18 protein-coding genes and 1 tRNA gene are annotated in these 23,116 nt (G+C 72.9%); 16 read left to right on the top strand and 3 right to left on the bottom strand.

Annotation, left to right across the window (positions count from 1 at the left end; genetic code table 11):
• Positions 1-38 precede the first annotated feature (38 nt).
• The 3 genes from ACFW6A_RS22965 (at position 39) to ACFW6A_RS22955 (ending at position 4,797) form a co-directional block, all read left to right on the top strand.
• Positions 39-2,318, top strand: a complete 2,280-nt coding sequence (locus tag ACFW6A_RS22965) for a UvrD-helicase domain-containing protein (RefSeq protein ID WP_351855192.1) — start codon at positions 39-41, stop codon at positions 2,316-2,318.
• A gap of 399 nt (positions 2,319-2,717) precedes the next feature.
• A complete protein-coding gene (locus tag ACFW6A_RS22960) occupies positions 2,718-4,133 on the top strand; it encodes an NAD-dependent malic enzyme (protein WP_351855189.1) in 1,416 nt (471 codons plus the stop codon).
• Positions 4,134-4,515: 382 nt separating this feature from the next.
• A complete protein-coding gene (locus ACFW6A_RS22955) occupies positions 4,516-4,797 on the top strand; it encodes an HU family DNA-binding protein (RefSeq protein ID WP_017237029.1) in 282 nt (93 codons plus the stop codon).
• An 85-nt stretch (positions 4,798-4,882) separates the two neighbouring features.
• Here ACFW6A_RS22955 and murA read toward each other — a convergent pair whose 3' ends face one another.
• Positions 4,883-6,229 (bottom strand): UDP-N-acetylglucosamine 1-carboxyvinyltransferase, encoded by a 1,347-nt coding sequence (murA, locus tag ACFW6A_RS22950; protein ID WP_386483659.1) that lies wholly within the window; start codon positions 6,227-6,229, stop codon positions 4,883-4,885.
• Positions 6,230-6,528: 299 nt separating this feature from the next.
• Here murA and ACFW6A_RS22945 point away from each other — a divergent pair, with 299 nt between their 5' ends.
• The 9 genes from ACFW6A_RS22945 (at position 6,529) to ACFW6A_RS22905 (ending at position 17,333) form a co-directional block, all read left to right on the top strand.
• Positions 6,529-7,089 (top strand): YqgE/AlgH family protein, encoded by a 561-nt coding sequence (locus ACFW6A_RS22945; protein WP_351857312.1) that lies wholly within the window; start codon positions 6,529-6,531, stop codon positions 7,087-7,089.
• Between the two features lie 30 nt (positions 7,090-7,119).
• Positions 7,120-7,416, top strand: a complete 297-nt coding sequence (locus ACFW6A_RS22940) for a DUF3039 domain-containing protein (protein WP_043227505.1) — start codon at positions 7,120-7,122, stop codon at positions 7,414-7,416.
• 236 nt (positions 7,417-7,652) lie between these two features.
• Positions 7,653-8,957: an extracellular solute-binding protein gene (locus ACFW6A_RS22935; protein ID WP_386642394.1), complete on the top strand. Its 1,305-nt coding sequence runs from the start codon at positions 7,653-7,655 to the stop codon at positions 8,955-8,957.
• Complete coding sequence (locus ACFW6A_RS22930; protein WP_351856930.1) at positions 8,954-9,916, top strand: sugar ABC transporter permease; 963 nt, start codon at positions 8,954-8,956, stop codon at positions 9,914-9,916. Before ACFW6A_RS22935 ends, ACFW6A_RS22930 begins: the two co-directional genes overlap by 4 nt.
• Entirely contained in the window at positions 9,913-10,761 is an 849-nt protein-coding gene (locus tag ACFW6A_RS22925; RefSeq protein ID WP_386642391.1) for a carbohydrate ABC transporter permease, read from the top strand. Before ACFW6A_RS22930 ends, ACFW6A_RS22925 begins: the two co-directional genes overlap by 4 nt.
• A 4-nt stretch (positions 10,762-10,765) precedes the next feature.
• Positions 10,766-12,391 (top strand): beta-N-acetylhexosaminidase, encoded by a 1,626-nt coding sequence (locus tag ACFW6A_RS22920; protein ID WP_351856934.1) that lies wholly within the window; start codon positions 10,766-10,768, stop codon positions 12,389-12,391.
• A gap of 309 nt (positions 12,392-12,700) precedes the next feature.
• Entirely contained in the window at positions 12,701-13,576 is an 876-nt protein-coding gene (locus tag ACFW6A_RS22915; protein ID WP_351856936.1) for an FAD binding domain-containing protein, read from the top strand.
• Complete coding sequence (locus ACFW6A_RS22910; protein ID WP_386642388.1) at positions 13,573-15,009, top strand: 2Fe-2S iron-sulfur cluster-binding protein; 1,437 nt, start codon at positions 13,573-13,575, stop codon at positions 15,007-15,009. The genes ACFW6A_RS22915 and ACFW6A_RS22910 overlap by 4 nt, the downstream gene beginning before the upstream one ends.
• On the top strand, positions 15,006-17,333 hold the full coding sequence (locus tag ACFW6A_RS22905; protein WP_351856940.1) for a xanthine dehydrogenase family protein molybdopterin-binding subunit: 2,328 nt from the start codon (positions 15,006-15,008) through the stop codon (positions 17,331-17,333). The genes ACFW6A_RS22910 and ACFW6A_RS22905 overlap by 4 nt, the downstream gene beginning before the upstream one ends.
• Before the next feature lie 81 nt (positions 17,334-17,414).
• On the opposite strand, the gene ACFW6A_RS22900 is transcribed toward ACFW6A_RS22905, so the two are convergent.
• Positions 17,415-17,798, bottom strand: a complete 384-nt coding sequence (locus tag ACFW6A_RS22900; RefSeq protein WP_351842067.1) for a hypothetical protein — start codon at positions 17,796-17,798, stop codon at positions 17,415-17,417.
• A gap of 63 nt (positions 17,799-17,861) precedes the next feature.
• A tRNA-Cys gene (locus ACFW6A_RS22895) sits at positions 17,862-17,933 on the bottom strand.
• Positions 17,934-18,402: 469 nt separating this feature from the next.
• Here ACFW6A_RS22895 and ACFW6A_RS22890 point away from each other — a divergent pair.
• The 4 genes from ACFW6A_RS22890 to ACFW6A_RS22875 all read left to right on the top strand — a co-directional run bounded on the left by ACFW6A_RS22890 (position 18,403) and on the right by ACFW6A_RS22875 (position 23,079).
• Positions 18,403-18,711, top strand: a complete 309-nt coding sequence (locus ACFW6A_RS22890; RefSeq protein ID WP_386642385.1) for a hypothetical protein — start codon at positions 18,403-18,405, stop codon at positions 18,709-18,711.
• A gap of 10 nt (positions 18,712-18,721) precedes the next feature.
• Positions 18,722-20,833 (top strand): hypothetical protein, encoded by a 2,112-nt coding sequence (locus ACFW6A_RS22885; RefSeq protein WP_386642382.1) that lies wholly within the window; start codon positions 18,722-18,724, stop codon positions 20,831-20,833.
• On the top strand, positions 20,830-21,480 hold the full coding sequence (locus ACFW6A_RS22880) for a hypothetical protein (protein WP_386642379.1): 651 nt from the start codon (positions 20,830-20,832) through the stop codon (positions 21,478-21,480). Before ACFW6A_RS22885 ends, ACFW6A_RS22880 begins: the two co-directional genes overlap by 4 nt.
• A gap of 141 nt (positions 21,481-21,621) precedes the next feature.
• Positions 21,622-23,079 (top strand): MFS transporter, encoded by a 1,458-nt coding sequence (locus ACFW6A_RS22875; protein WP_386642377.1) that lies wholly within the window; start codon positions 21,622-21,624, stop codon positions 23,077-23,079.
• Positions 23,080-23,116 lie beyond the last annotated feature (37 nt).

Here is a 23,116-nt window from a genome sequence, read left to right as displayed (position 1 = left end):
TTTGACGGCTGCCCAGTGCACGTCAGAAGGGGGCCTTAGTGGCCGCGCAGGAAGCCGTCGACACGGTCAGAGACCGTGAGATCGGCGTCGAGCAGGAACATCTGGACCAGGTCTACCGCCGCCTGGAGGAGAAGATCCACGAGGCGGAGTTCCTGATGAACGACGCCGCGCAGAAGGGGCACGTCGGCACGCCCGGCGCCCTCGCCGAGCGCGACGCCCAGGTCTTCCGCGCCGGCGTCCACCTCAACCGGCTCAACAACGAGTTCGAGGACTTCCTGTTCGGGCGGATCGACCTGCTGGAGGGCAAGGACGGGGTCAAGGGGCCCGACGGCGCCTACACGTCCGTGGAGCCCGCCGACGACGCCGTCCGCGCCGACAACACCGCCGACATCGGCGAGACCCTGCACATCGGCCGCATCGGCGTCCTGGACGCCGACTACTCCCCGCTGGTCATCGACTGGCGCGCGCCGGCCGCCGCGCCCTTCTACCGGTCCACGCCCGTCGAGCCCGGCCGGGTGGTGCGCCGCCGGGTCATCCGCTCCAAGGGGCGGCGGGTCCTCGGCGTCGAGGACGACCTGATGCGCCCCGAGCTGAAGGCCGCCCTGGACGGCGCCGAGCTGCCCGTCATCGGCGACGGCGCGCTGATGGCCGCCCTCGGCCAGGCCCGGAGCCACTCGATGCGCGACATCGTCTCGTCCATCCAGGCCGAGCAGGACCTCGTCATCCGCGCCCCCGCCGCCTCCGTCACGTACGTCGAGGGCGGGCCGGGCACGGGCAAGACCGCCGTGGCGCTGCACCGGGCCGCCTACCTGCTCTACCAGGACCGCAGGCGGTACGCCGGCGGCATCCTGATCGTCTCGCCGACCCCGCTGCTCGTCTCGTACACCGAGGGCGTGCTGCCGTCCCTCGGCGAGGAGGGGCAGGTCGCCATCCGGGCGCTGGGGAACCTGGTCGACGGGGCCGAGGCCGACGCGTACGACGAGCCCGCCGTCTCCCGGATCAAGGGCTCCTCCCGGATGCTCGCCGTGCTCCGCAAGGCCGCGAGGGGCGCCCTCGACCAGCCCGACACGCCGAAGCTGCTCCGGGTCGTCGCCTTCGGCCGCCGCCTGGAGCTGGAGGAGAACGAGCTGCGGCGGATCCGGCAGAACGTGCTGTCCGGCACCGCCCCCGTCAACCTGCTGCGGCCCCGCGCCCGCCGCCTCCTCCTCGACGCCCTCTACGCCCGCTCGGGCGCCGCCGGCCGGCACAGCGACCCGGAGCTCGCCGCCGAGCTGCGCTCCTCCTTCGACGAGGACGTGTCCACCGAGGACTCCTTCCTCGCCTTCCTCGACGCCTGGTGGCCCGAACTGGCCCCGCGCGCCGTCCTCGACGCCATGGGCGACGAGAAGCGGCTCGGCCGCTGGGCCCGCCGGATCCTCAACCCCGGCGAGGTCCGCCGGGTCGCCCGCTCGCTGCGCCGGCCGGGCCTCTCCGTCCACGACGTCGCCCTCCTCGACGAGCTGCACACCCTGCTCGGCGCCCCGGCCCGGCCGAAGCGGAAGCGGGAGTACGACCCGCTGGACCAGCTGACCGGCCTGGAGGAGCTGATGCCGGTGCGCGAGGAGACCCAGCGGGAGCGGGCCGAGCGGCTCGCCGCCGAGCGCACCGAGTACGCCCACGTCATCGTCGACGAGGCGCAGGACCTGACGCCCATGCAGTGGCGGATGGTCGGCCGGCGCGGCCGGCACGCCACCTGGACGATCGTCGGCGACCCGGCGCAGTCCTCCTGGTCCGACCCGGACGAGGCCGCCGCCGCCCGCGACGAGGCGCTGGGCTCGCGGCCGCGCCGCCGCTTCGAGCTGACCGTGAACTACCGCAACCCGGCCGAGATCGCCGAGCTGGCCGCCAAGGTCCTCGCCCTCGCCATGCCGGGCAAGGAGTCCCCGAGGGCGGTCCGCTCGACCGGCGTCGAGCCCCGGTTCGTCGCCGTGGCCGGGGGTGGCGACCTGGCCGGGACCGTGCGGGCCGAGGCCGAGCGGCTGCTCGCCCGGGTCGAGGGCACGGTCGGCGTGGTCGTCGCCATGGACCGGCGCGCCCAGGCCGCCGGCTGGCTCGACGGCCTGGGCGACCGGGTGGTGGCGCTCGGCTCCCTGGAGGCGAAGGGGCTGGAGTACGACGCCACCCTCGTCGTCTCCCCGGCCGAGATCGCCGACGAGTCCCCGGCCGGGCTGCGGGTGCTGTACGTGGCCCTCACCCGTTCGACGCAGGCGCTGACGGTGCTCGCGGGGGAGCGGGACCTGCCGGACGAGGCGGGGGTGCCGGACCTCCTGCGGGACTGAGGCGGCCCGGACGGCCCTGGCGCGCGGTGGCGATTTCAGGTCAACACGCGCCGGGGGAATCACCTTCGGGGAGGGTTTGTTAGCCTGGTCGTGACACCGGCTCGATCCAAGCCCCCGGGCCCAACCTTCGTCCCTCAGAGGGACCACTTGCCGCGAGGCGAGCATGGCGGGTCGGTGTCACTTAGACGTACATACGAAGTTGGGGCCCCGGTCGTCTTCCGATGACCGGGGCCTCTTCTGTTGCCCGCGAAACTCTCGTATGGTGGAAACTACTTTCCGAAAACAAAATGACCGCATTACCTGCTACCGGCGGGTAGGTGCGACGATCGGAGGGCGCCGCCAGGGCAACCAGCCGGGGCGGCGTAGCAACGAAGCTAGGGAAAGCAGAGGAACCCGGCCATGGCAACGGCGCCCAGCGTCTCGTACTCGATGACGGTCCGGCTGGAGGTGCCCGCGAGCGGCACCGCGGTCTCGCAGCTCACCGCAGCGGTCGAGTCCCACGGAGGTTCCGTCACCGGCCTCGACGTCACCGCCTCGGGCCACGAGAAGCTCCGGATCGACGTCACCATCGCCGCGACCTCCACCGCGCACGCCGACGAGATCGTCGAGCGGCTGCGCGACATCGAGGGCGTCGTCCTCGGCAAGGTCTCGGACCGCACGTTCCTGATGCACCTCGGTGGCAAGATCGAGATGGCGTCCAAGCACCCCATCAGGAACCGTGACGACCTCTCGATGATCTACACCCCGGGCGTGGCCCGCGTGTGCATGGCGATCGCCGAGAACCCCGAGGACGCCCGCCGCCTCACCATCAAGCGCAACTCGGTCGCGGTCGTCACCGACGGCTCCGCCGTCCTCGGCCTCGGCAACATCGGCCCCAAGGCCGCCCTGCCCGTCATGGAGGGCAAGGCCGCCCTCTTCAAGCGCTTCGCCGGCATCGACGCCTGGCCGATCTGCCTGGACACCCAGGACACCGACGCCATCGTCGAGATCGTGAAGGCGATCGCCCCGGGCTTCGCGGGCATCAACCTGGAGGACATCTCCGCCCCCCGCTGCTTCGAGATCGAGGCGCGGCTGCGCGAGGCCCTGGACATCCCGGTCTTCCACGACGACCAGCACGGTACCGCCATCGTCGTGCTCGCCGCCCTCACCAACGCCCTGCGGGTCGTCGGCAAGGGCATCGGGGACGTCAGGGTCGTCATGTCCGGCGCCGGCGCGGCCGGTACGGCGATCCTCAAGCTGCTGCTCGCCGCCGGCGTGAAGCACGCGGTCGTCGCCGACATCCACGGCGTCGTGCACGCCGGCCGCGAGGACCTGGTGGAGGCCCCGGCCGACTCGCCGCTGCGCTGGATCGCCGACAACACCAACCCGGAGGGCGTCACCGGCACCCTCAAGCAGGCGGTCGTCGGCGCCGACGTCTTCATCGGCGTGTCGGCCCCGAACCTGCTGGACGCCCAGGACGTGGCCGCGATGGCCGAGGACTCCATCGTGTTCGCGCTCGCGAACCCCGACCCGGAGGTCGACCCGGCCGCCGCCCGGCAGACCGCCGCCGTGGTCGCCACCGGCCGCTCGGACTTCCCGAACCAGATCAACAACGTCCTGGTCTTCCCCGGCGTCTTCCGCGGCCTGCTCGACGCGCAGTCCCGCACGGTGAACACCGAGATGATGCTCGCGGCCGCCAGCGCCCTCGCGGACGTCGTCACGGAGGACGAGCTGAACCCGAACTACATCATCCCGTCCGTCTTCAACGACAAGGTCGCGGGCGCCGTCGCCGGCGCCGTGCGGACCGCCGCGAAGGCGGCGGGCGCGGGCGCCTGACGGCCGCTCCGGGGCGCGCCCGCGCGCCCCGGACGCCTCCGGGGGTCCCCCGGGGGGCGGTAACCGAGCGTGTCGCGATTCGCGGAGCCGTAAACCCGCCTTTAGGGTGGCTTTTCGGCTCCGCACCGTTTGCGGGGAGTCGACGCTACGTCACCACCAGGGGGTTCCGGCGCTTTTCGTGTGACCCCAGGGGGTGCCGGATTGGCGTTCCCGCCGCTGGTGGGGGCAGGATGCTCCCCCGAGGACTTCGTCCAGGGGGGAACCCCCAGGGCGCGAGGGATCCACGAGAGGCAGACCCCGGTTCCGGGGACTGTCCGAGGCCCCTGGCAGCATCGGCTTCGATCTCACGCCTCACAGGCAAGAAGAACACGGGAGTAACAACATGAACCGCAGTGAGCTGGTGGCCGCGCTGGCCGACCGCGCCGAGGTGACCCGCAAGGACGCCGACGCCGTGCTGGCCGCCCTCGCCGAGACCGTCGGCGAGGTCGTCGCCAAGGGCGACGAGAAGGTCACCATCCCCGGCTTCCTGACCTTCGAGCGCACCCACCGTGCCGCTCGCACCGCTCGCAACCCGCAGACCGGCGACCCGATCAACATCCCGGCCGGCTACAGCGTGAAGGTCTCCGCGGGCTCGAAGCTCAAGGAAGCCGCCAAGGGCAAGTAAGCAGCCTGTAGGCGCACGAAAAGGGCGGCCACCCCTTCCGGGGTGGCCGCCCTTCCGTATGCCCCTCTGAGGGCCCCTGGCGGGCTCAGACGAGTGCGCTGCCCGGCAGCTCGACCTTGGCGCCCAGCTCCACGAGCTTGTCCATGAAGTTCTCGTAGCCGCGGTTGATCAGCTCGATGCCGTGGACCCGGCTGGTGCCCTGGGCGGCGAGGGCCGCGATCAGGTACGAGAAGCCGCCGCGCAGGTCCGGGATGACCAGGTCGGCGCCCTGGAGGCGGGTCGGGCCGCTGACGACCGCAGAGTGGAGGAAGTTCCGCTGGCCGAAGCGGCAGTCGGAGCCGCCCAGGCACTCGCGGTACAGCTGGATGTGGGCGCCCATCTGGTTCAGCGCCGAGGTGAAGCCGAGCCGGGACTCGTACACCGTCTCGTGGACGATGGAGAGGCCGGAGGCCTGCGTCAGGGCGACGACCAGCGGCTGCTGCCAGTCGGTCTGGAAGCCGGGGTGGACGTCGGTCTCCAGGTGGATCGCGTTCAGCGAGCCGCCCGGGTGCCAGAAGCGGATGCCCTCGTCGTCGATCTCGAAGGCGCCGCCGACCTTCCGGTAGGTGTTGAGGAAGGTCATCATCGAGCGCTGCTGGGCGCCGCGCACGTAGATGTTGCCCTCGGTGGCGAGCGCCGCGGACGCCCAGGAGGCCGCCTCCAGGCGGTCCGGGAGGGCCCGGTGGGTGTAGCCGTCGAGCTTGTCGACACCGGTGATCCGGATGGTCCGGTCGGTGTCCATCGAGATGATGGCGCCCATCTTCTGCAGGACGCAGATGAGGTCCTCGATCTCGGGCTCCACCGCCGCGTTCGACAGCTCGGTGACGCCCTCGGCGAGCACCGCGGTGAGCAGCACCTGCTCGGTCGAGCCGACCGAGGGGTACGGGAGGCGGATCTTGCAGCCGCGAAGGCGCTGCGGGGCCTCCAGGTACTGGCCGTCGGCCCGCTTCTCGATGGTCGCGCCGAACTGGCGGAGCACGTCGAAGTGGAAGTCGATGGGCCGGCCGCCGATGTCGCAGCCGCCGAGGCCGGGGATGAAGGCGTGGCCCAGGCGGTGCAGCAGCGGGCCGCAGAAGAGGATCGGGATCCGCGACGAGCCGGCGTGGGCGTCGATGTCGGCGACGTTGGCGGACTCGACGTGCGTCGGGTCCAGCACCAGCTCGCCGGGCTCCTCGCCGGGGCGGACCGTCACGCCGTGCAGCTGGAGCAGCCCGCGGACGACGCGGACGTCGCGGATGTCCGGCACGTTGCGCAGTCGGCTCGGACCGCTGCCGAGCAGGGCGGCGACCATCGCCTTGGGCACGAGGTTCTTCGCGCCGCGGACGCGGATCTCACCCTCCAGCGGGGTGCCGCCGTGGACGAGCAGTACGTCATGGCTGTCTGTGCCGGTCATGAATCTCGCGTTCCGGAGTCGTCGGTCGGGTGGCCAGAGAAAAGGGTAAGGGGCCATTGCACCCCGATCGGGCCCCTCGGGGTGCCTGTCAGATGTAATGAATTCGGCACAACACCCTCCGTTTCCGTGATCTTGCGGAGGGTCACCGTCCGGTTGTCTCCGGCGGGCGGTCCGTCACCTCCCGTCCCGCCCCTCCCGACCTGCGAGGCTCGCTCGCTTTCCCCCGGATTCCCCCGGCCTCTCCCCGCGTCGCGCCCGAGAACCCCCGCGCGCGCCGAAGATGCGGGATCATGTGTCGCATGACCGAGGTGTCCTCGCTCACAGGACGGCTGCTCGTGGCCACCCCCGCCCTCGCGGACCCGAACTTCGACCGCGCGGTGGTGCTGCTGCTCGATCACGACGACGAGGGCTCGCTCGGCGTCGTCCTCAACCGCCCCACCCCCGTCACCGTCGGTGACGTGCTCGCCCCCTGGGCCGGGCTGGCCGGCGAGCCGGGCGTCGTCTTCCAGGGCGGCCCCGTCTCCCTCGACGCGGCCCTCGGCCTCGCCGTCATCCCCGGCGACGAGGGACCGCTCGGCTGGCGCCGGGTCTTCGGTGCGATCGGCCTCGTCGACCTGGAGACCCCGCCCGAACTCCTCGGCCCCGCGCTCGGCGCCCTCCGCATCTTCGCCGGCTACGCGGGCTGGGGCCCCGGCCAGCTGGAGGCCGAACTGACCGACGGCGCCTGGTACGTCGTCGAGTCCGAGCCCGGCGACGTCTCCTCCCCGACCCCCGAGACCCTCTGGCGCCAGGTGCTGCGGCGCCAGCGCGGCGACCTCGCGATGGTCGCCACCTACCCCGACGACCCTTCGCTCAACTGAGGCCCGCGGGGTTCAGTACCCTTGGGTCCCATGAGCACTCTCGAGCCCGAGCGCGGGGCAGGTACGGGAACCCTCGTCGAGCCGACGCCGCAGGTGTCCCACGGTGACGGCGACCACGAGCGCTACGCCCATTACGTCCAGAAGGACAAGATCATGGCGAGTGCCCTCGACGGCACTCCCGTCGTCGCCCTGTGCGGGAAGGTCTGGGTGCCGGGGCGCGACCCCAAGAAGTACCCGGTCTGTCCGATGTGCAAGGAGATCTACGAGTCCATGGGCTCGGGCGGAGACAAGGACAAGGGCGGCAAGGACGGCGGCAAGGGGAAGTAACCCCCGCCACCGGCCCCGTCGGGAACGGCCCCCGTCGTACGCACCAGCGGTGCGTACGACGGGGGCCGTTCCGTTTTCCCCGGGGCCCGCGGCGGGCTCGCGGGGCCCCGCCGACGGGCCCGAAGTGGTCGAGACCTCTTGTCGTGATCGCCGGGCGCGCCTAACCTCACCGCTGTTGTTGTGAGGCACGAAACGCCCGTTGCGCATGGTGCAACGCATGCTCGGAGGGGAACGTCATGAAACTTCCTGCCCGGATCGCCGCCCCCATCGCCCTGCCGCTCGCCGCCCTCGTCCTGGCCGCCTGCGCGCCCCAGACCTCCGCCCCCGCCGCCGACGGGGACGAGAAGACCGGCACCCTGCGGGTCTGGCTCTTCCAGGAGGTCGCCAACCAGCCCAAGGAGAAGGTCGTCGACGGCGTCGTCGCCGCCTTCGAGGAGAAGCACCCCGGCGCCGACGTCGAGGTCGAGTACATCCCCGTCGAGACCCGCGCCCAGCGCGTCAAGGCGGCCTTCAACGACCCGAAGTCCGCCCCCGACGTCATCGAGTACGGCAACACCGACACCGCCGGATACGTCGCGGACGGCGGACTCGCCGACGTCACCGCCGAATTCACCGCCTGGGACCAGGCCGCCGACACCGACGCCACCGCCCGGGAGTCCGTCACCGTCGACGGCAAGGTCTACGGCGCCCCGCTCTTCGTCGGCGTCCGCGCCCTCTACTACCGCACCGACGTCTTCCGGGAACTCGGCCTCGCCACCCCCAGGACCCAGGACGAACTCGTCGCGACCGCGAAGAGGATCCGCAAGGAGAAGCCGGAGCTGTACGGCCTCGCCGCCGGCGGAGCCTTCACCTACGGCGCCCTGCCCTTCGTCTGGGCCGCCGGCGGCGACCTCGCCACCCGGGACGCCTCCGGCTCCTACCGGGCCGCGCTCGACTCCGACGCCGCCGTCAGGGGCCTCACCACCTACACCTCGCTCCTCGGCGACGACAACTGCCCCGCCGCCACCTGCGCCCAGATGGGCGGCAACGCCACCATCACCGCCTTCGCCGCCGGCAAGGCCGGCATGGCCATAGGCGGCGACTTCAGCCACGCCGCCGTCGAGGCCGGACAGGTCAGGGGCAAGTACGCCGTCGTCCCGCTGCCCGGCACCACCCCCGGATCCATCGCCCCCGCCTTCGCCGGCGGCAACAACATCGGCGTCCTCAAGTCCACCTCGCACCGCACCCTCGCCGTCGACCTCATGAAGGAACTCGCCGGCAAGAAGACCCAGGCCGGGCTCTTCGACGCGATGGGCTTCCTGCCCACCTTCACCGACGTCCGCGCCGACGCGGCCCGCCGCAAGCCCTTCGTGAAGCCCTTCATCGACACCCTCGCCGCCGGCACGAAGTTCGTGCCCGCCACCCCCGCCTGGGGCCGCATCGACTCCTCGCTCGTCGTCCCCACGATGCTCCAGGAGATCGCCAGCGGCCGGAAGGACGTGAAGACCGCCGCCGGCGACGCGGCGAAGAAGATGGACGCGTCCTTCGCCGAGGCGGGATGAACCGCGTGACGCTCACCGCCCCCGCGCCGCCGGCCCCCGCGCCCCCCGCGAAACGGCCCGCCCGCCGCCCCCGGAGTCGTACCGGCACCTCCGCCTGGACCCCCTGGCTCTACCTCCTGCCCGCCCTCGCCGTGCTCGGCGCCCTGCTCGTCTACCCCGTCTACCAGCTCGGCCTGATCTCCTTCCTGGAGTACACCCAGGCCCAGGTCAGCGGCGGCGCACCCACCTCCTTCCAGGGCCTCGGCAACTACACGGCCCTCTTCGCCGACCCGCAGTTCCGCCAGGTCCTCCTCGCCACCGTCGTCTTCGCCGCCGCCTGCGTGGCCGGCACCCTCGTCGTCGGCTGCGCGCTCGCCGTGCTCCTCACCCGGGTACGGGCGCTGCCCCGCCTCGCCCTGATGCTCGCCGCGCTCGGCGCCTGGGCCACCCCCGCCGTCACCGGCTCCACCGTCTGGGTCTTCCTCTTCGACGCCGACTTCGGCCCCGTCAACAGGCTCCTCGGCCTCGGCGACTTCTCCTGGACCTACGGGCGGTACAGCGCCTTCGCGCTCGTCCTCCTCGAAGTCGTCTGGTGCTCGTTCCCCTTCGTGATGGTCACCGTCTACGCCGGGATCCGGGCCGTCCCCACCGAGGTCCTGGAGGCCGCCGCCCTCGACGGCGCCTCGCAGTGGCGGATCTGGCGGACCGTCACCGCGCCGCTGCTCCGCCCGATCCTCGCCGTCGTCACCATCCAGTCCGTCATCTGGGACTTCAAGGTCTTCACCCAGATCTACGTGATGACGGGCGGCGGCGGCATCGCCGGGCAGAACCTGGTCCTCAACGTCTACGCCTACCAGCAGGCCTTCTCCTCCTCCCGGTACAGCCTGGGCGCGGCCATCGGCGTCGTCATGCTGCTGATCCTGCTCGCCGTGACCCTGGTGTACCTGCGGCTGCTGCGCCGCCAGGGGGAGGACCTGTGACCGCCCGCCACGCCCCGCGCGTCCGCCGCCCCGGACGGCTGCTCGCCGAGGCGGCCGCGCTCCTCACCGCCGTCGCCGTCGCCTTCCCGCTGTACTGGATGGTGCTCTCCGCCTTCAAACCGGCCGGCGAGATCCAGTCGACCGAGCCGAGGCCGTGGACCCTCTCCCCGTCCCTCGACTCCTTCCGGCGCGTCTTCGAGCAGCAGGACTTCGGCCGCTACTTCCTCAACAGCCTGCTGGTGGCGACCGCCGTCGTGCTCGCCTCCGCCGTCATCGCCTTCCTCGCCGCGACCGCCGTCACTCGCTTCCGCTTCCGGTTCCGCACCACGCTCCTGGTGATGTTCCTGGTTGCCCAGATGGTGCCGGTCGAGGCGCTGACCATCCCGCTCTTCTTCCTCATGCGCGACGCCGGACTCCTCAACACCCTCGGCTCGCTCGTCCTGCCGCACCTCGCCTTCTCGCTGCCCTTCGCGATCTGGATGCTGCGCGGCTTCGTCCGGGCCGTGCCGGAGGCGCTGGAGGAACAGGCCCGGATCGACGGGGCGAGCCACGCCCGCTTCCTGTGGACGATCCTCTTCCCGCTGGTCCTGCCGGGCCTGGTGGCCACCAGCGTCTTCTCGTTCATCTCCACCTGGAACGACTTCCTCTTCGCCAAGTCGTTCCTCATCAGCGACACCTCGCAGTCCACCCTCCCGATGGCACTGCTCGTCTTCTTCAAGCCCGACGAGAACGACTGGGGAGGCATCATGGCCGGCTCGACCGTGATGACGATCCCGGTCCTCGTCTTCTTCGTACTCGTACAGCGCCGCCTGGTCTCCGGACTGGGCGGGGCGGTGAAGGACTGACACGATGACAGAGACGGACCTGATCCCGGCGCCCCTGACGGCCGGCCACCCGGAGGGCCTGCTCCCGCTCGGCGCGGGCACCGCCCTCGACGCCGGACCCGGCACCGGCCCCACCGCCCGCTGGCTGCGCTCCGTCCTCGGGGCCGCCACCGGCCTGCCCCTCCCCGACGGCACCGGCCCGGGCGCGGTCCGGCTGCGGATCTCCCCGGAGACGGAGCGGGAGCACGGCCCCGAGGGCTACCGCCTCTCCGTGAGCGGCGACGGCGTCCTCCTCGACGGCGGCGGGCCCGCCGGGCTCTTCTGGGGCGCCCAGACCCTCCGGCAGCTCCTCGGCCCCGACGCGTACCGCCGGGCGCCGCTGCCCGGGCGGACCTGGGGGCTGCCGTACACCGAGGTGGCCGACCGCCCCCGCTTCGGCTGGCGCGGCCTCCTCCTCGACGTCTCCCGGCACTTCACCGCCAAGGAGGACGTGCTGCGGCTGCTCGACCTGATGGCCGCGCACAAGCTGAACGTCTTCCACTTCCACCTCACCGACGACCAGGGCTGGCGGATCGAGATCGAGCGGTACCCGCGGCTCACCGAGGTCGGGTCCTGGCGGGCCCGCTCCAAGCGGGGCCACCGGGCCTCGCCGCTGTGGGACGACACCCCGCACGGCGGCTTCTACACCCAGGACGACATCCGGGAGATCGTCGCCTACGCCGCCGAGCGGCACATCACCGTCGTCCCCGAGATCGACCTGCCCGGCCACTCGCAGGCCGCCATCGCCGCCTACCCCCGGCTCGGCAACACCGACGTCGTCGACACCGCCGCCCTCACCGTCTGGGACACCTGGGGCGTCAACCCGAACGTCCTCGCCCCGACCGAGGAGGTGCTCCGCTTCTACGAGGGCGTCCTCGAGGAGGTCCTGGAGCTGTTCCCGTCGACCTTCGTGCACGTCGGCGGCGACGAGTGCCCCAAGGACCAGTGGAAGGAGTCCCCGGCCGCCCAGGCCCGGATCGCGGAGCTGGGCGTCGGCGACGAGGAGGGCCTCCAGTCCTGGTTCATCCGGCACTTCGACCGCTGGCTCGCCGACCGGGGCCGCCGCCTCATCGGCTGGGACGAGATCCTGGAGGGCGGCCTGGCGGAGGGCGCGGCCGTGTCGTCCTGGCGCGGCTACGGCGGCGGGATCGCCGCCGCCGAGGCCGGGCACGACGTCGTCATGTGCCCGGAGCAGCAGGTCTACCTCGACCACCGGCAGGACGGCGGCGAGGACGAGCCGGTGCCGATCGGCTTCGTGCGGACCCTGGAGGACGTCTACCGCTTCGAGCCCGTCCCGCCGGGCCTGTCCGAGGCGGCGGCCCGGCACGTCCTGGGCACCCAGGCCAACGTGTGGACCGAGGTGATGGAGAACCGGGCCCGCGTCGACTACCAGGTCTTCCCCCGCCTCGCCGCCTTCGCCGAGGTCGCCTGGTCCGCGTTGCCCGCCCCCGCCGACCGCGACACGGACGGCTTCCTGCGCCGCATGGAGACCCACTACCGGCGCCTCGACGCCCTCGGCGTCGCCTACCGGCCGCCGGCCGGCCCCGCGCCCTGGCAGCGCCGCCCCGGCCTCCTCGGGCGCCCGATCGACGGACCGCCCCCGATCGTGTGAGGCAGCTCGCTCTCCGGGGTCACCCGGGAGCGGCGAAACGGGAGTTACCTTCTCTGTCAGGGCGTCCCGTGGCGTCCCGGGACGGTTCCGGCCATCCCGGGCGTCCCGGGTGGCCGGGGCGTCCGGCGGCGAGGGGGCGCGCGCGGCCCCTCGCTCCGGACGGCCCGGAAGATGTGCCAGAGTTGCCACGTCCGGCCTGTGAGCACGTACGGTACGCCCACACACAGGCGCGCCGTGCGCCCGCTCGCACGCGCGCGGCGGCCGGGCACAGTCGGGGACGTACCGGGACAACCGGGAAGGGGCAGCGGGTTGACCACGCACGCACCACAGACGGCGCAGTCCGTGACGCTGCCCGCCTCGCTCGACGAGGCGGTGGACGCGCTGACCGCGATGCCGGCGGCCGTGCCCGTCGCCGGCGGCACCGACCTCATGGCCGCCGTCAACCGCGGTCAGCTCCGCCCCGCCGGACTCGTCGGCCTCAGCCGCATCAACGAGATCCGCGGCTGGCAGTACCAGGACGGCCACGCCCTCCTCGGCGCCGGCCTCACCCACGCCCGCATGGGCCGCCCCGACTTCGCCGCCCTCATCCCGGCCCTCGCCGCCGCCTCCCGCGCGGCCGGGCCGCCGCAGATCCGCAACGCCGGCACCCTCGGCGGCAACGTCGTCACCGCCGCCCCCACCGGCGACTCGCTGCCCGTGCTCGCCGCGCTGGAGGCCGACCTCGTCGTCGTCGGCCCGCTCGGCAGCCGCGAGATCCCCGTCTCGCACCTGCTCGCCGGCCGCGACCTGCTCGCCCCCGGCGAGCTCGTGGCCTTCGTCCGGGTGCCGCTGCTGCACGCCCCGCAGGTCTTCCTCAAGGCCACCGGACGCACCGGCCCGGCCCGCGCCACCGCCTCCGTCGCCGTCGTCCTCGACCCGGCCCGGCGCGGGGTGCGCTGCGCCGTCGGCGCGGTCGCCCCGATGCCGCTGCGCCCGCTGGAGGCCGAGCGCTGGATCGCCTCCCTCGTCGACTGGGACAACGACCGGGGGCTCGCCCCGGAGGCCCTGACGGCCTTCGGCGAGTACGTGGCCGCCGCCTGCGTCCCCGACCCGCCGGGCGAGGAGCAGCTGCCGCCCGCCGTACAGCACCTGCGGCGCACCGTCGCCACACTCGCCCGCCGGGCACTGGGGAGGGCCCTGTCGTGAACGCCGGCAACAACGAGCCGAACGAGACCGTGGCACCCGCCGCGCCGGGCGGCTGGGAGCCGATCCCGCAGAGCGAGGGGTACGACGAGGGCGCGACCGCCTTCGTCCACCTGCCGCCGGAGTTCATGCTGGACGGGGTGCCGCTGGAGGCCCCCGGCCACGGCTACACGCCGCCGATGATCGTGCCGCTCCAGCCGCTGACGCAGCCCGCCGAGGGCGTGGAGTTCTTCGCGCCGGAGCCGGAGCCCTTCCCCGGGCCGTTCCAGGAGCAGGGCCCCGAGCCGCTGCCGCACGGGTACGGCGAGGAGGCCGCGGGCGTTCCCGCCGCGCGTCCGTACGCGGAGCACGACCCGCACGCGACGGCGGAGTGGCACTTCGGCGGGACCGGCCAGTGGGAGGTCCCGGTCGTCCCCGAGGCGGCGGGGGCCCTCCGCGAGCCGGCGCCCGGCTTCCCGGCCGAGCCCTTCGAGCAGGCCGAGCCCCCCGTGCCGGCCGAGCCCCCCGTGCCGGCCGATCCGTTCGAGTCCGTCGCGCCGGCCGCGCCCGTCGCGGAGGAGCTGGCCGCCCCCGGGCCCGTCTCGTACGAGCAGGCCCCGCCGACCCTGCCGGGCGGCGCGCCGGCGCCGTGGGCGGTGCCGGATGCCGCGGCGGAGCCCGTACCGGCGCCCGCCTCGGAGCCCGTCGCGGAGCCCGCCTCGGAGCCCGTGGAGGAGGCGCCGTCCGTCGTCGAGGAGCCCCCGTCCGTCGAGGAGCCGGGGGCGGAGCCGGAGCCGGAAGCGGGGCCCGGGGCCGTCGTCGAGACGGCCGGGGCCGAGCCGGGCCTCCCGGACGTGCCGGACGCCCCGGTCCCCTCGTACACCTCCGTCGACAGCGACGAGCACCCGCACACCTCCTACGTGCTGCGGGTCAACGGCGCCGACCGGCCGGTCACCGACTCCTGGATCGGGGAGTCGCTGCTGTACGTGCTCCGCGAGCGGCTCGGGCTCGCCGGGGCCAAGGACGGCTGCTCGCAGGGCGAGTGCGGGGCGTGCAACGTGCAGGTGGACGGCCGGCTCGTGGCCTCCTGCCTGGTGCCCGCCGCGACCGCCGCCGGGTCCGAGGTGCGGACCGTCGAGGGCCTCGCCGTGGACGGCGAGCCGTCCGACGTGCAGCGCGCGCTCTCCCGGTGCGGGACCGTCCAGTGCGGCTTCTGCATCCCGGGCATGTGCATGACCGTGCACGACCTGCTCGAGGGCAACCACGCCCCCACCGAACTGGAGACCCGCCAGGCCCTCGCCGGCAACCTCTGCCGCTGCTCCGGCTACAAGGGCGTGCTCCAGGCCGTCGAGGACGTCGTCGCCGAGCGCGCCGCCGGCGCCACCGAGCACGCCACCGCGGGCGAGGACGACGCCTCCCCCCGCATCCCGCACCAGCACGACGGAGGCTCGGCGTGAGCAGCGACGCGACGACCGCCATCCCCACCCTCCCCTTCGCGGAGGCCGCCGGGGCCGCGCCGGAGCCCGAGACCCCGCTCCAGGGGCTCGGCGCCTCCCTCCCGCAGGCCGACGCCCGCGCCAAGGCCGAGGGCACCTTCCCGTACGCCTCCGACCTGTGGGCGGAAGGCCTGCTGTGGGCCGCGATCCTGCGCTCCCCGCACGCCCACGCCCGGATCGTCTCCGTGGACACCTCGGCCGCCGAGGCGATGCCCGGCGTCCGCGCCGTGGTGACCGCCGCCGACGTGCCCGGCGCCGCCACCTACGGCCGGCAGGTCGCCGACCGGCCCGTCTTCGCCGACGGCCTGGTCCGCCACCACGGCGAGGCCATCGCCGCCATCGCCGCCGACCACCCCGACACCGCCCGGCTCGCCGCCGCCGCCGTCCTCGTCGAGTACGAGCTCCTGGAGCCCGTCACCGACCCGGAGAAGGCCTTCGCCGCCGAACCCCTCCACCCCGACGGCAACCTGATCCGGCACATCCCGCTCAGCTTCGGCGACCCCGAGGCCACCGGCGAGGTCGTCGTCGAGGGCCTCTACCGCGTCGGCCGCCAGGACCCCGCCCCCATCGGCGCCGAGGCCGGACTCGCCGTGCCCCGCCCCGACGGCGGCGTCGAGCTGTACACCGCCTCCACCGACCCGCACACCGACCGCGACCTCGCCGCCGCCTGCTTCGGCCTCGCCCCCGACCGGGTCAAGGTCGTCGTCACCGGCGTGCCCGGCGCCACCGGCGACCGTGAGGACCCCGGCTTCCAGATCCCGCTGGGCCTGCTCGCGCTGCGCACCGGCTGCCCGGTGAAGCTCACCGCCACCCGCGAGGAGTCCTTCCTCGGCCACGCCCACCGCCACCCCACCCTGCTGCGCTACCGCCACCACGCGGACGCCGAGGGCCGGCTGGTGAAGGTCGAGGCGCAGATCCTCCTCGACGCCGGCGCCTACGCCGACTCCTCCTCGGAGTCCCTGGCCGCCGCCGTCGCCTTCGCCTGCGGCCCGTACGTCGTCCCGCACGCCTTCGTCGAGGGCTGGGCCGTCCGCACCAACAACCCGCCCTCCGGCCACGTCCGCGGCGAGGGCGCCATGCAGGTGTGCGCCGCCTACGAGGCGCAGATGGACAAGCTCGCCGGCCGGCTCGGGATCGACCCCGCCGAGCTGCGCATGCGGAACGTACTGGCCACCGGCGACCTCCTGCCCACCGGCCAGACCGTCACCTGCCCGGCCCCCGTCGCCGAACTCCTCGCCGCCGTGCGGGACTTCCGGCTGCCGCCCCTCCCCAAGGACACCCCGGAGGAGGAGTGGCTGCTGCCCGGCGGACCGGAGGGCGCGGGCGAACCCGGCGCGGTGCGGCGGGGCGTGGGCTACGCGCTGGGCATGGTGCACATGCTCGGCGCCGAGGGCACCGACGAGGTCTCCACCGCCACCGTCCGGGTCCTGGACGGCGTCGCGACCGTCATCTGCGCGGCGGTGGACACCGGTTCGGGCTTCTCGACCCTCGCGCGCCAGATCGTCCAGGAGACCCTCGGCGTCGACGAGGTCCACGTCGCCCCCGTCGACACCGACCAGCCGCCGGCCGGCGCCGCCACCCACGGCCGCCACACCTGGGTCTCCGGCGGCGCCGTCGAACGCGCCGCCAAGATGGTCCGCACCCAGCTCCTCCAGCCGCTGGCCCACAAGTTCGGCATGTCGACGGAGCTGCTCCAGATCAGCGACGGCAAGATCACCTCGTACGACGGCGTCCTGTCGACCACCGTCGCCGAGGAGATGAACGGCAAGGAGCTGTGGGCCACCGCCCAGTGCCGCCCGCACCCCACCGAGCCGCTGGACGGGTCCGGGCAGGGCGACGCCTTCGTCGGCCTCGCCTTCTGCGCGATCCGCGCGGTCGTCGACGTCGACGTCGAACTCGGCGCCGTCCGGGTCGTGGAGATGGCCGTCGCCCAGGACGTCGGCCGGATCCTCAACCCCGCCCAGCTCGCCACCCGCATCGAGGCCGGCGTCACCCAGGGCGTCGGCGCGGCCCTCACCGAGAACCTGCGCACCGCCCGCGGCCTGGTCCGCCACCCCGACCTCACCGGCTACGCCCTGCCGACCTCGCTGGACGCGCCGGACATCCACATCGTGAAGCTCGTCGAGGAACGGGACGTCGTCGCCCCCTTCGGGGCGAAGCCGGCCAGTGCCGTCCCGGTCGTCACCTCGCCGGCGGCCGTCGCGGCGGCCGTCCGAGCGGCCACCGGCCGCCCGGTCAACCGCCTGCCGATCCGGCCCCAGGCGGCGGTGGCGGCGACCCCCTGACCGGGCGGACGGCCCCCGCCGCCCGGCGGGGGCCGTCCGCTCCGCGAGGGCCGGCCGACCCGCGAGGGGGCCGGCCGCCTCTCACTCCTCCGCGATCTCCACGCGGGAGGTCAGCTGGGAGGCGGCCAGCACGGTCCCGCGCGTGAGGAGGGCGGCCAGCAGGACCGTCCCCCACCCCTCGACGTGCATGGCCGAGACCTTCGGCGCCAGCCAGGACAGCAGCCACCAGATCAGGGCGTCCTGCGCGAACCCGACCGCCCCGAACACGGCGAGCACCGGCACCGGCACGCGCCCCGAGGGCCCGACGTACACGAGTTGGGTGAGCACGACCACGACGACCGCCGCGACCATCAGCCCGAGCAGGGCGTCGGCGTCCTCGCCGTCGAAGGTGATGCCGGGCAGCAGCCCCCCGGCCAGGCCGACACCCACGAGGGTGCCCAGTCTGCGTCTGCCGTGATCATTCATGCGGCGGACCATGGCACATCCCCGTACGGCCGGGGAAGGCCGTACGGGGATGTGCCGAAGCGGAGACCGCGGCGGGATTCGAACCCGCGTCACTCGCTTTGCAGACGAGCCCCTGAACCACTCGGGCACACGGTCGTGTCGGTGTGGCGACAAGGAAGACACTAGGAGCCGCCGGAAAGGGCCTCAAGGGGATCCGGAGGCATGCCACGGGACCGCAATGCCACTGCCATACGCCGTTCACAGTCGGGGTAGGGGTGGAGGCGGGGACGGAGGCGGGGCGGAGCACCTGACGAACTTGCCGACGGCCCGGGTGGCCGATAGCGAACGTGAACGTATATGCAGTATCGGTTCGCCTGCTACTTGGGCTGGGTGGTACGGGTTTCCTCGACCGGCTGGATCTCGACGTGTACGTCCGTGTGCTTCTGCGTATACGCGTAAGCTTCCGTGCTTCACCGGTGGACGGGGGTATGCGATGGCCTGGCAGGAGTGGGAACGGCTCAAGGCCGAAGCGGCTGAGCGACAGTCGACGCAGATGCAGCTGAACCGAGCCGGCGGGGGCGCCGGAGCTCCCGCCGGTGCCGGTGGGGCAGGTGTCCTGGGAAGCGTGCCCGAGAAGAAGAAAAAAGCCGCCAACACCATCGAGACCACGCTGGAGCCGGGCACGCGGAAGGCGGCCGACGTCGCCGACGCGCCCACGGCCGCGGCTGTCAGGTCCTTCGCGGGCTGGGACACGGCCGTGGGCCTCAGGAAGGCCCACGAGAAGTGGGACGACCAGGTGAAGCAACTGCTGGGGCGGCTGAGTTCGCACAAGGCCGGCTTGCGGGGCGCGGTCAGCACCCTGACGGGAACCGACGCCACGGCCGGACTGACGGTCCGCTCCGTGCAGTCCGGCCTCTCGGGCCTGGAACGGTAGGGCGGGACCTGTGCCGAGCTATCAGCAGATCATGGAGACGGACTTCTCCGCTCTCACCGGCGCCGCGGACGGCTGGAAGAACATGGCGGCGAAGTTCACGATCCTCGAGGACATCTTCGCGAAGGAGGTCCAGAGCGTCTCGACGGGAGGCGGCTGGAGCGGGGAGAGCGCCACCGCGTCGATCCAGCCCTTCGTGGTGACACGCAAGGAGTACGCCTCCGCGCAGAAGGAAGCGCGCGCCATGGAGTCGCTCCTCCGTGACGCGCACGCCGGGTTCGTCGAACTCAAGGCGGCGGTGAAGTCGGCGGTCGCCGACGCCGTCGACGCGGGGATGAAGGTCTCGGACAGCGGCGTCGCGAGCTACGACTTCGGCAAGGTCGACGCGACCACGGCGAAGACCGTCCGTCAGGACCCGGACCTCCCGAACGTCGAGGACTCCCACACCCGCGCCATCATGAACGCGGTGAAGGCGGTCGGCGAGTGGGACGAGGACGTGAAGCGCGCCCTCCTGAACGCCTCGGGCGCGGACGCGAGCTGGCCGGTCGGGTTCAACCCGAGGCCGGTCGGCGACGTCGAGGCGGTGGAGGCGCTGGCCCTGACGGAGAAGGTCCGCTCGGGGAAGGCCTCGCCCGAGGAGCTCGAGCACTACCGGAAGCTCCTGAGCCAGAACGCCGACGACAAGCGCTTCAGCGAGGGATACCTGTACGGCCTGGGCGCGGAGGGGATGTTGCGACTCGCCGACCAGATGAACAGGGCGGCCCACGACGGCGACGTCTCCGCAGCCGACAAGAAGCTCTACGAGTCCCTCACCACGAGCCTCGCCACGACGCTCGTGTCGGGCACCAGGGACCCGAACAGCTACGCCTACAGGCCCTTCATGCAGGAGCTCGACAACGTCGGCGACGAATCGCTGGGCGGCGACGACCCGGTCCACGGGTACCAGGTCCTCACGACGCTGATGGAGAACGGCGAAGGCTACGGGAAGCAGTTCCTCAACGACGTGGGCCACGGCATCATCGACGCCGAGCGGGAGCACGTGGACTGGTCGCACGACGATGACCCCGAGCGCCCGAACCTCGTGGCCGATCCGCTGGACGCACTGCTCAGGACCATGAGCGAGGACCCGGAGTCGGCCGAGTACTTCCTCGACCCGGCCGCCCAGGGGAACAAGAACGACCACCTCGCGTACCTGCTCACCGAGCGCGAGTGGGACCTCGAGGGCACGCCCAAGGCGGAGGGCCTCGGCGCGGCCCTCCAAGCCGCGGCCACCGGCCACGCGCCCGGCGAGAAGCTCGGCCCGCCCGGCCCGCACACCGAGGGCCAGGCGCGCGTGATGCACGACACCATCCGGCTGCTCGACAGCGAGATGGGCGGCGACGAGTTCCCGGAGCACTTGGAGGACCTGCGCCGGCCACTGGCCCAGGCGATGGCCGACTACGTATCCGACACGCATGTGATTCTTCAGGGGCAGGAATCGGACTACGGCGGCGTCGGTGGCAGCGACTCCATCCACGGTTCGGGGAAGGAGTCGCACATCGCCGTGGGGCAGGGAAGCCTCGTGCGGGTTATGCGGGGGATCGCGGACGACGCCCCTGCCTTCTCCCTGCTGTACGACACCGAGCGGACCTACTCCGCCTCGGTGCTGGACGGCGCCCCGGGCTTCTCGGGCACCGTGCACGATTCCAGCGCCGACTGGAACAACCGGGCCAGCGGCATCGGCAACGCCATGGGCGCACTCAACGGAATCGGCACCGATGTGTACGTCGACAAGCAGGACGACAGGGAGAAGTGGGCGGAGCAGACGGCCAACTACTCGGTCAACGGCGTCAACGGAGTCATCGGAGAGCTCCCGGTGGTGGGTTCGGCGGCCAGTTCGCTCGTCGACACGATCGGCTTCCACTGGGAGCAGAGCGTCAAGGACGACGCGGAGGACACGGCAAAGCGGGAGGGCAGCGAGGGCTATGCCAAGGGAGCGGACGGCCTCAACCAGATGATGGACAACTGGGGAAAGCGCGAGCAGGTCATGGAAAGCAGTGCCCACGAAACGGCGCGGCGTGAGGCCAACACTTCGTTCACCAGCGGCAGGGATGCGGCCAGAGCGCATCTTCAGTCGCCGAAGTGAGGGTGGAGATGCGCAAGCGGTTCGCCGGGCTGCTCGCCCTCGCCGTAATGGTCACGTCCTGTGCGTCCGAGTCCGAGCCCATGCCCTCCGTGGAGTCTCTCTGCGTCATGCGGGAAGGCTCGGACGGCGAGAAGGCGGTACAGCGGACACTCCGGTCCGATCGGTTCGGCACCACCTTCTACGTGACGACGGAGGAGCTGGTGCAGCGCCTCGGCGAGTATCTGCGCGAGGCGAGGGGCGGGACCGTCAACACGTGTGATTACGCTCCCCGACCCCAGCAGGGTTCGAAGGGGGTGGGCGTCCGATTCTCGTGGACCCCACCCGGTGAGTTGGACTGGGGCAGGGTGCCGCCGGAGGAGGTCACCCGCTACGACGTCAACGGTGTGCGCGTCGAGTCGATCCACTGGCTCGCCAAGCTTTCCGTGGCATGCCGACTGCCGGGAGAGCTTGCGGAAGCCTCCCGGAAGGCGATGTTCCAGGTCGAACTCTCGAATCTGCTGAACTCCGAGAGGCGGGAGGACACCGAGGCCGAGAAGCGGCAGATCGAGCTCCTCTACATCCTGGCGGGACGGGCCACCGACGCACTCGGTTGTGAGGGCGATCCCCTCAACGGCGCCCCCGTGGTGAAGCCGTCGCCCGCCTCGTAGGGCTCCGCGGCGGGCGGTGCGCCGGGGGCCGGCCAGGGCCGCCGTAGGCCGTCCGCAACCGGGGGCGTACGACCAAAGGGGGAAGGCGGGATACGACCCGCGACAGGGGTCACATCGGGGGACGACCCTTACCCTGGGCCCATGAGCGCCCTCGAACCCCGGGAAGCCGGGACCGCCGTCGATCCCCTGCCCCCCGAAGCCCCGAGGGGCTCCGTCCTCGACGCCACCCATCGGGCGCTCAGCATCGGGATCGTGTCCGTCGTGCTGCTCATCGCCTTCGAGGCGACGGCGGTCGGGACGGCCATGCCGGTGGCCGCGCGGGAGCTGGACGGGGTGTCCGTCTACGCCTTCGCGTTCTCCGCGTACTTCACGACCAGCCTCTTCGGGATGGTCGTCGCCGGGCAGTGGTCCGACCGGAACGGGCCGCTGGTGCCGCTGACGGCCGGGATCAGCGCCTTCGCGGCGGGGCTGCTGCTGTCGGGGACGGCCGCCGCGATGTGGGTGTTCATCCTCGGGCGGGCCGTGCAGGGGCTGGGCGGCGGGCTGGTGATCGTCGCGCTGTACGTGGTCGTCAGCCGGGCGTACGAGGAGCACCTGCGGCCCGCGATCATGGCGGCGTTCGCGGCGAGCTGGGTCGTGCCCTCCGTGGTCGGGCCGCTCGCGTCGGGGACGATCACCGAGCACCTGGGGTGGCGGTGGGTCTTCGTCGGGATCCCCGTGCTCGTCGTGCTGCCGCTGGCCCTCGCGCTGCCGGCGATCCGGCGGACCGCCTCCGGGCCCGCCGATCCGTCGGCGCCCGTCGCGCCCTGGGACCGGCGGCGGATCCTGCTGGCCCTCGCGATCTCGGCGGGCGCCGGGCTGCTCCAGTACGCGGGGCAGGAGCTGCGCTGGCTGTCGCTGCTGCCCGCCGCCGTGGGCGCCGTGCTGCTCGTGCCGGCGGTGCGGGGGCTGCTGCCGCGCGGCACGGTGCGGGCGGCGCGCGGGCTGCCGTCGGTGGTGCTGCTGCGGGGCGTGGCCGCGGGGTCGTTCATCGCGGCGGAGTCCTTCGTGCCGCTGATGCTCGTCACCCAGCGGGGGCTGAGCCCCACGCTCGCCGGTCTCTCGCTGGCCCTCGGCGGCCTGACCTGGGCGCTCGGTTCCTGGATCCAGTCGCGGCCATGGACGGAGCCGTACCGGGAACGTCTCGTCGTGCTCGGGATGGTGCTCGTCGCCCTCGCGATCGCCGCCGCGCCGAGCGTGCTGCTGCCGGCCGTGCCGGTGTGGGTGGTGGCGGTGGCCTGGGGCTTCGGCTGTCTCGGCATGGGCGTGGTGATCGCCTCGACGAGCGTGCTGCTGATGAAGCTGTCGCCGCCGGAGGAGGCGGGCGCGAACTCGGCGGCCCTCCAGATCTCCGACGGGCTGTCGAACGTGCTGCTGCTCGCCGGCGGCGGCGCGGCCTTCGCGGCACTGGGCGGCGGGGCGGTCGGGCACGCGGTGACCTCGGCCGCCTCCGAGGCCTCCCATCCGGGCGCCTTCGCCGCCGTCTTCCTGCCGATGGCGGGGGTCGCGCTGGTGGGGGCGTGGGTGGCGACGCGGCTGGGGGTACGGACGGGGGGCTGAGTGGTACCACTCTGACCCCACCCGGTGGTACCGTTCT

The organism is Streptomyces sp. NPDC058758, assembly GCF_042746075.1.
Lineage (GTDB): Bacteria > Actinomycetota > Actinomycetes > Streptomycetales > Streptomycetaceae > Streptomyces.
The sequence above is the reverse complement of the archived record's forward strand: the minus strand, read 5'-3'. Positions and strand labels throughout refer to the sequence as shown.

Excerpts from the sequence above, each read along its gene's own strand:
- ACFW6A_RS22960 (WP_351855189.1), top strand. The coding sequence starts at position 2,718 with ATGGCAACGGCGCCCAGCGTCTCGTACTCGATGACGGTCCGGCTGGAG.
- ACFW6A_RS22955 (WP_017237029.1), top strand. The coding sequence starts at position 4,516 with ATGAACCGCAGTGAGCTGGTGGCCGCGCTGGCCGACCGCGCCGAGGTG.
- murA (WP_386483659.1), bottom strand. The coding sequence starts at position 6,229 with ATGACCGGCACAGACAGCCATGACGTACTGCTCGTCCACGGCGGCACC.
- ACFW6A_RS22945 (WP_351857312.1), top strand. The coding sequence starts at position 6,529 with ATGACCGAGGTGTCCTCGCTCACAGGACGGCTGCTCGTGGCCACCCCC.
- ACFW6A_RS22940 (WP_043227505.1), top strand. The coding sequence starts at position 7,120 with ATGAGCACTCTCGAGCCCGAGCGCGGGGCAGGTACGGGAACCCTCGTC.
- ACFW6A_RS22935 (WP_386642394.1), top strand. The coding sequence starts at position 7,653 with ATGAAACTTCCTGCCCGGATCGCCGCCCCCATCGCCCTGCCGCTCGCC.
- ACFW6A_RS22930 (WP_351856930.1), top strand. The coding sequence starts at position 8,954 with ATGAACCGCGTGACGCTCACCGCCCCCGCGCCGCCGGCCCCCGCGCCC.
- ACFW6A_RS22920 (WP_351856934.1), top strand. The coding sequence starts at position 10,766 with ATGACAGAGACGGACCTGATCCCGGCGCCCCTGACGGCCGGCCACCCG.
- ACFW6A_RS22900 (WP_351842067.1), bottom strand. The coding sequence starts at position 17,798 with ATGAATGATCACGGCAGACGCAGACTGGGCACCCTCGTGGGTGTCGGC.
- ACFW6A_RS22875 (WP_386642377.1), top strand. The coding sequence starts at position 21,622 with ATGAGCGCCCTCGAACCCCGGGAAGCCGGGACCGCCGTCGATCCCCTG.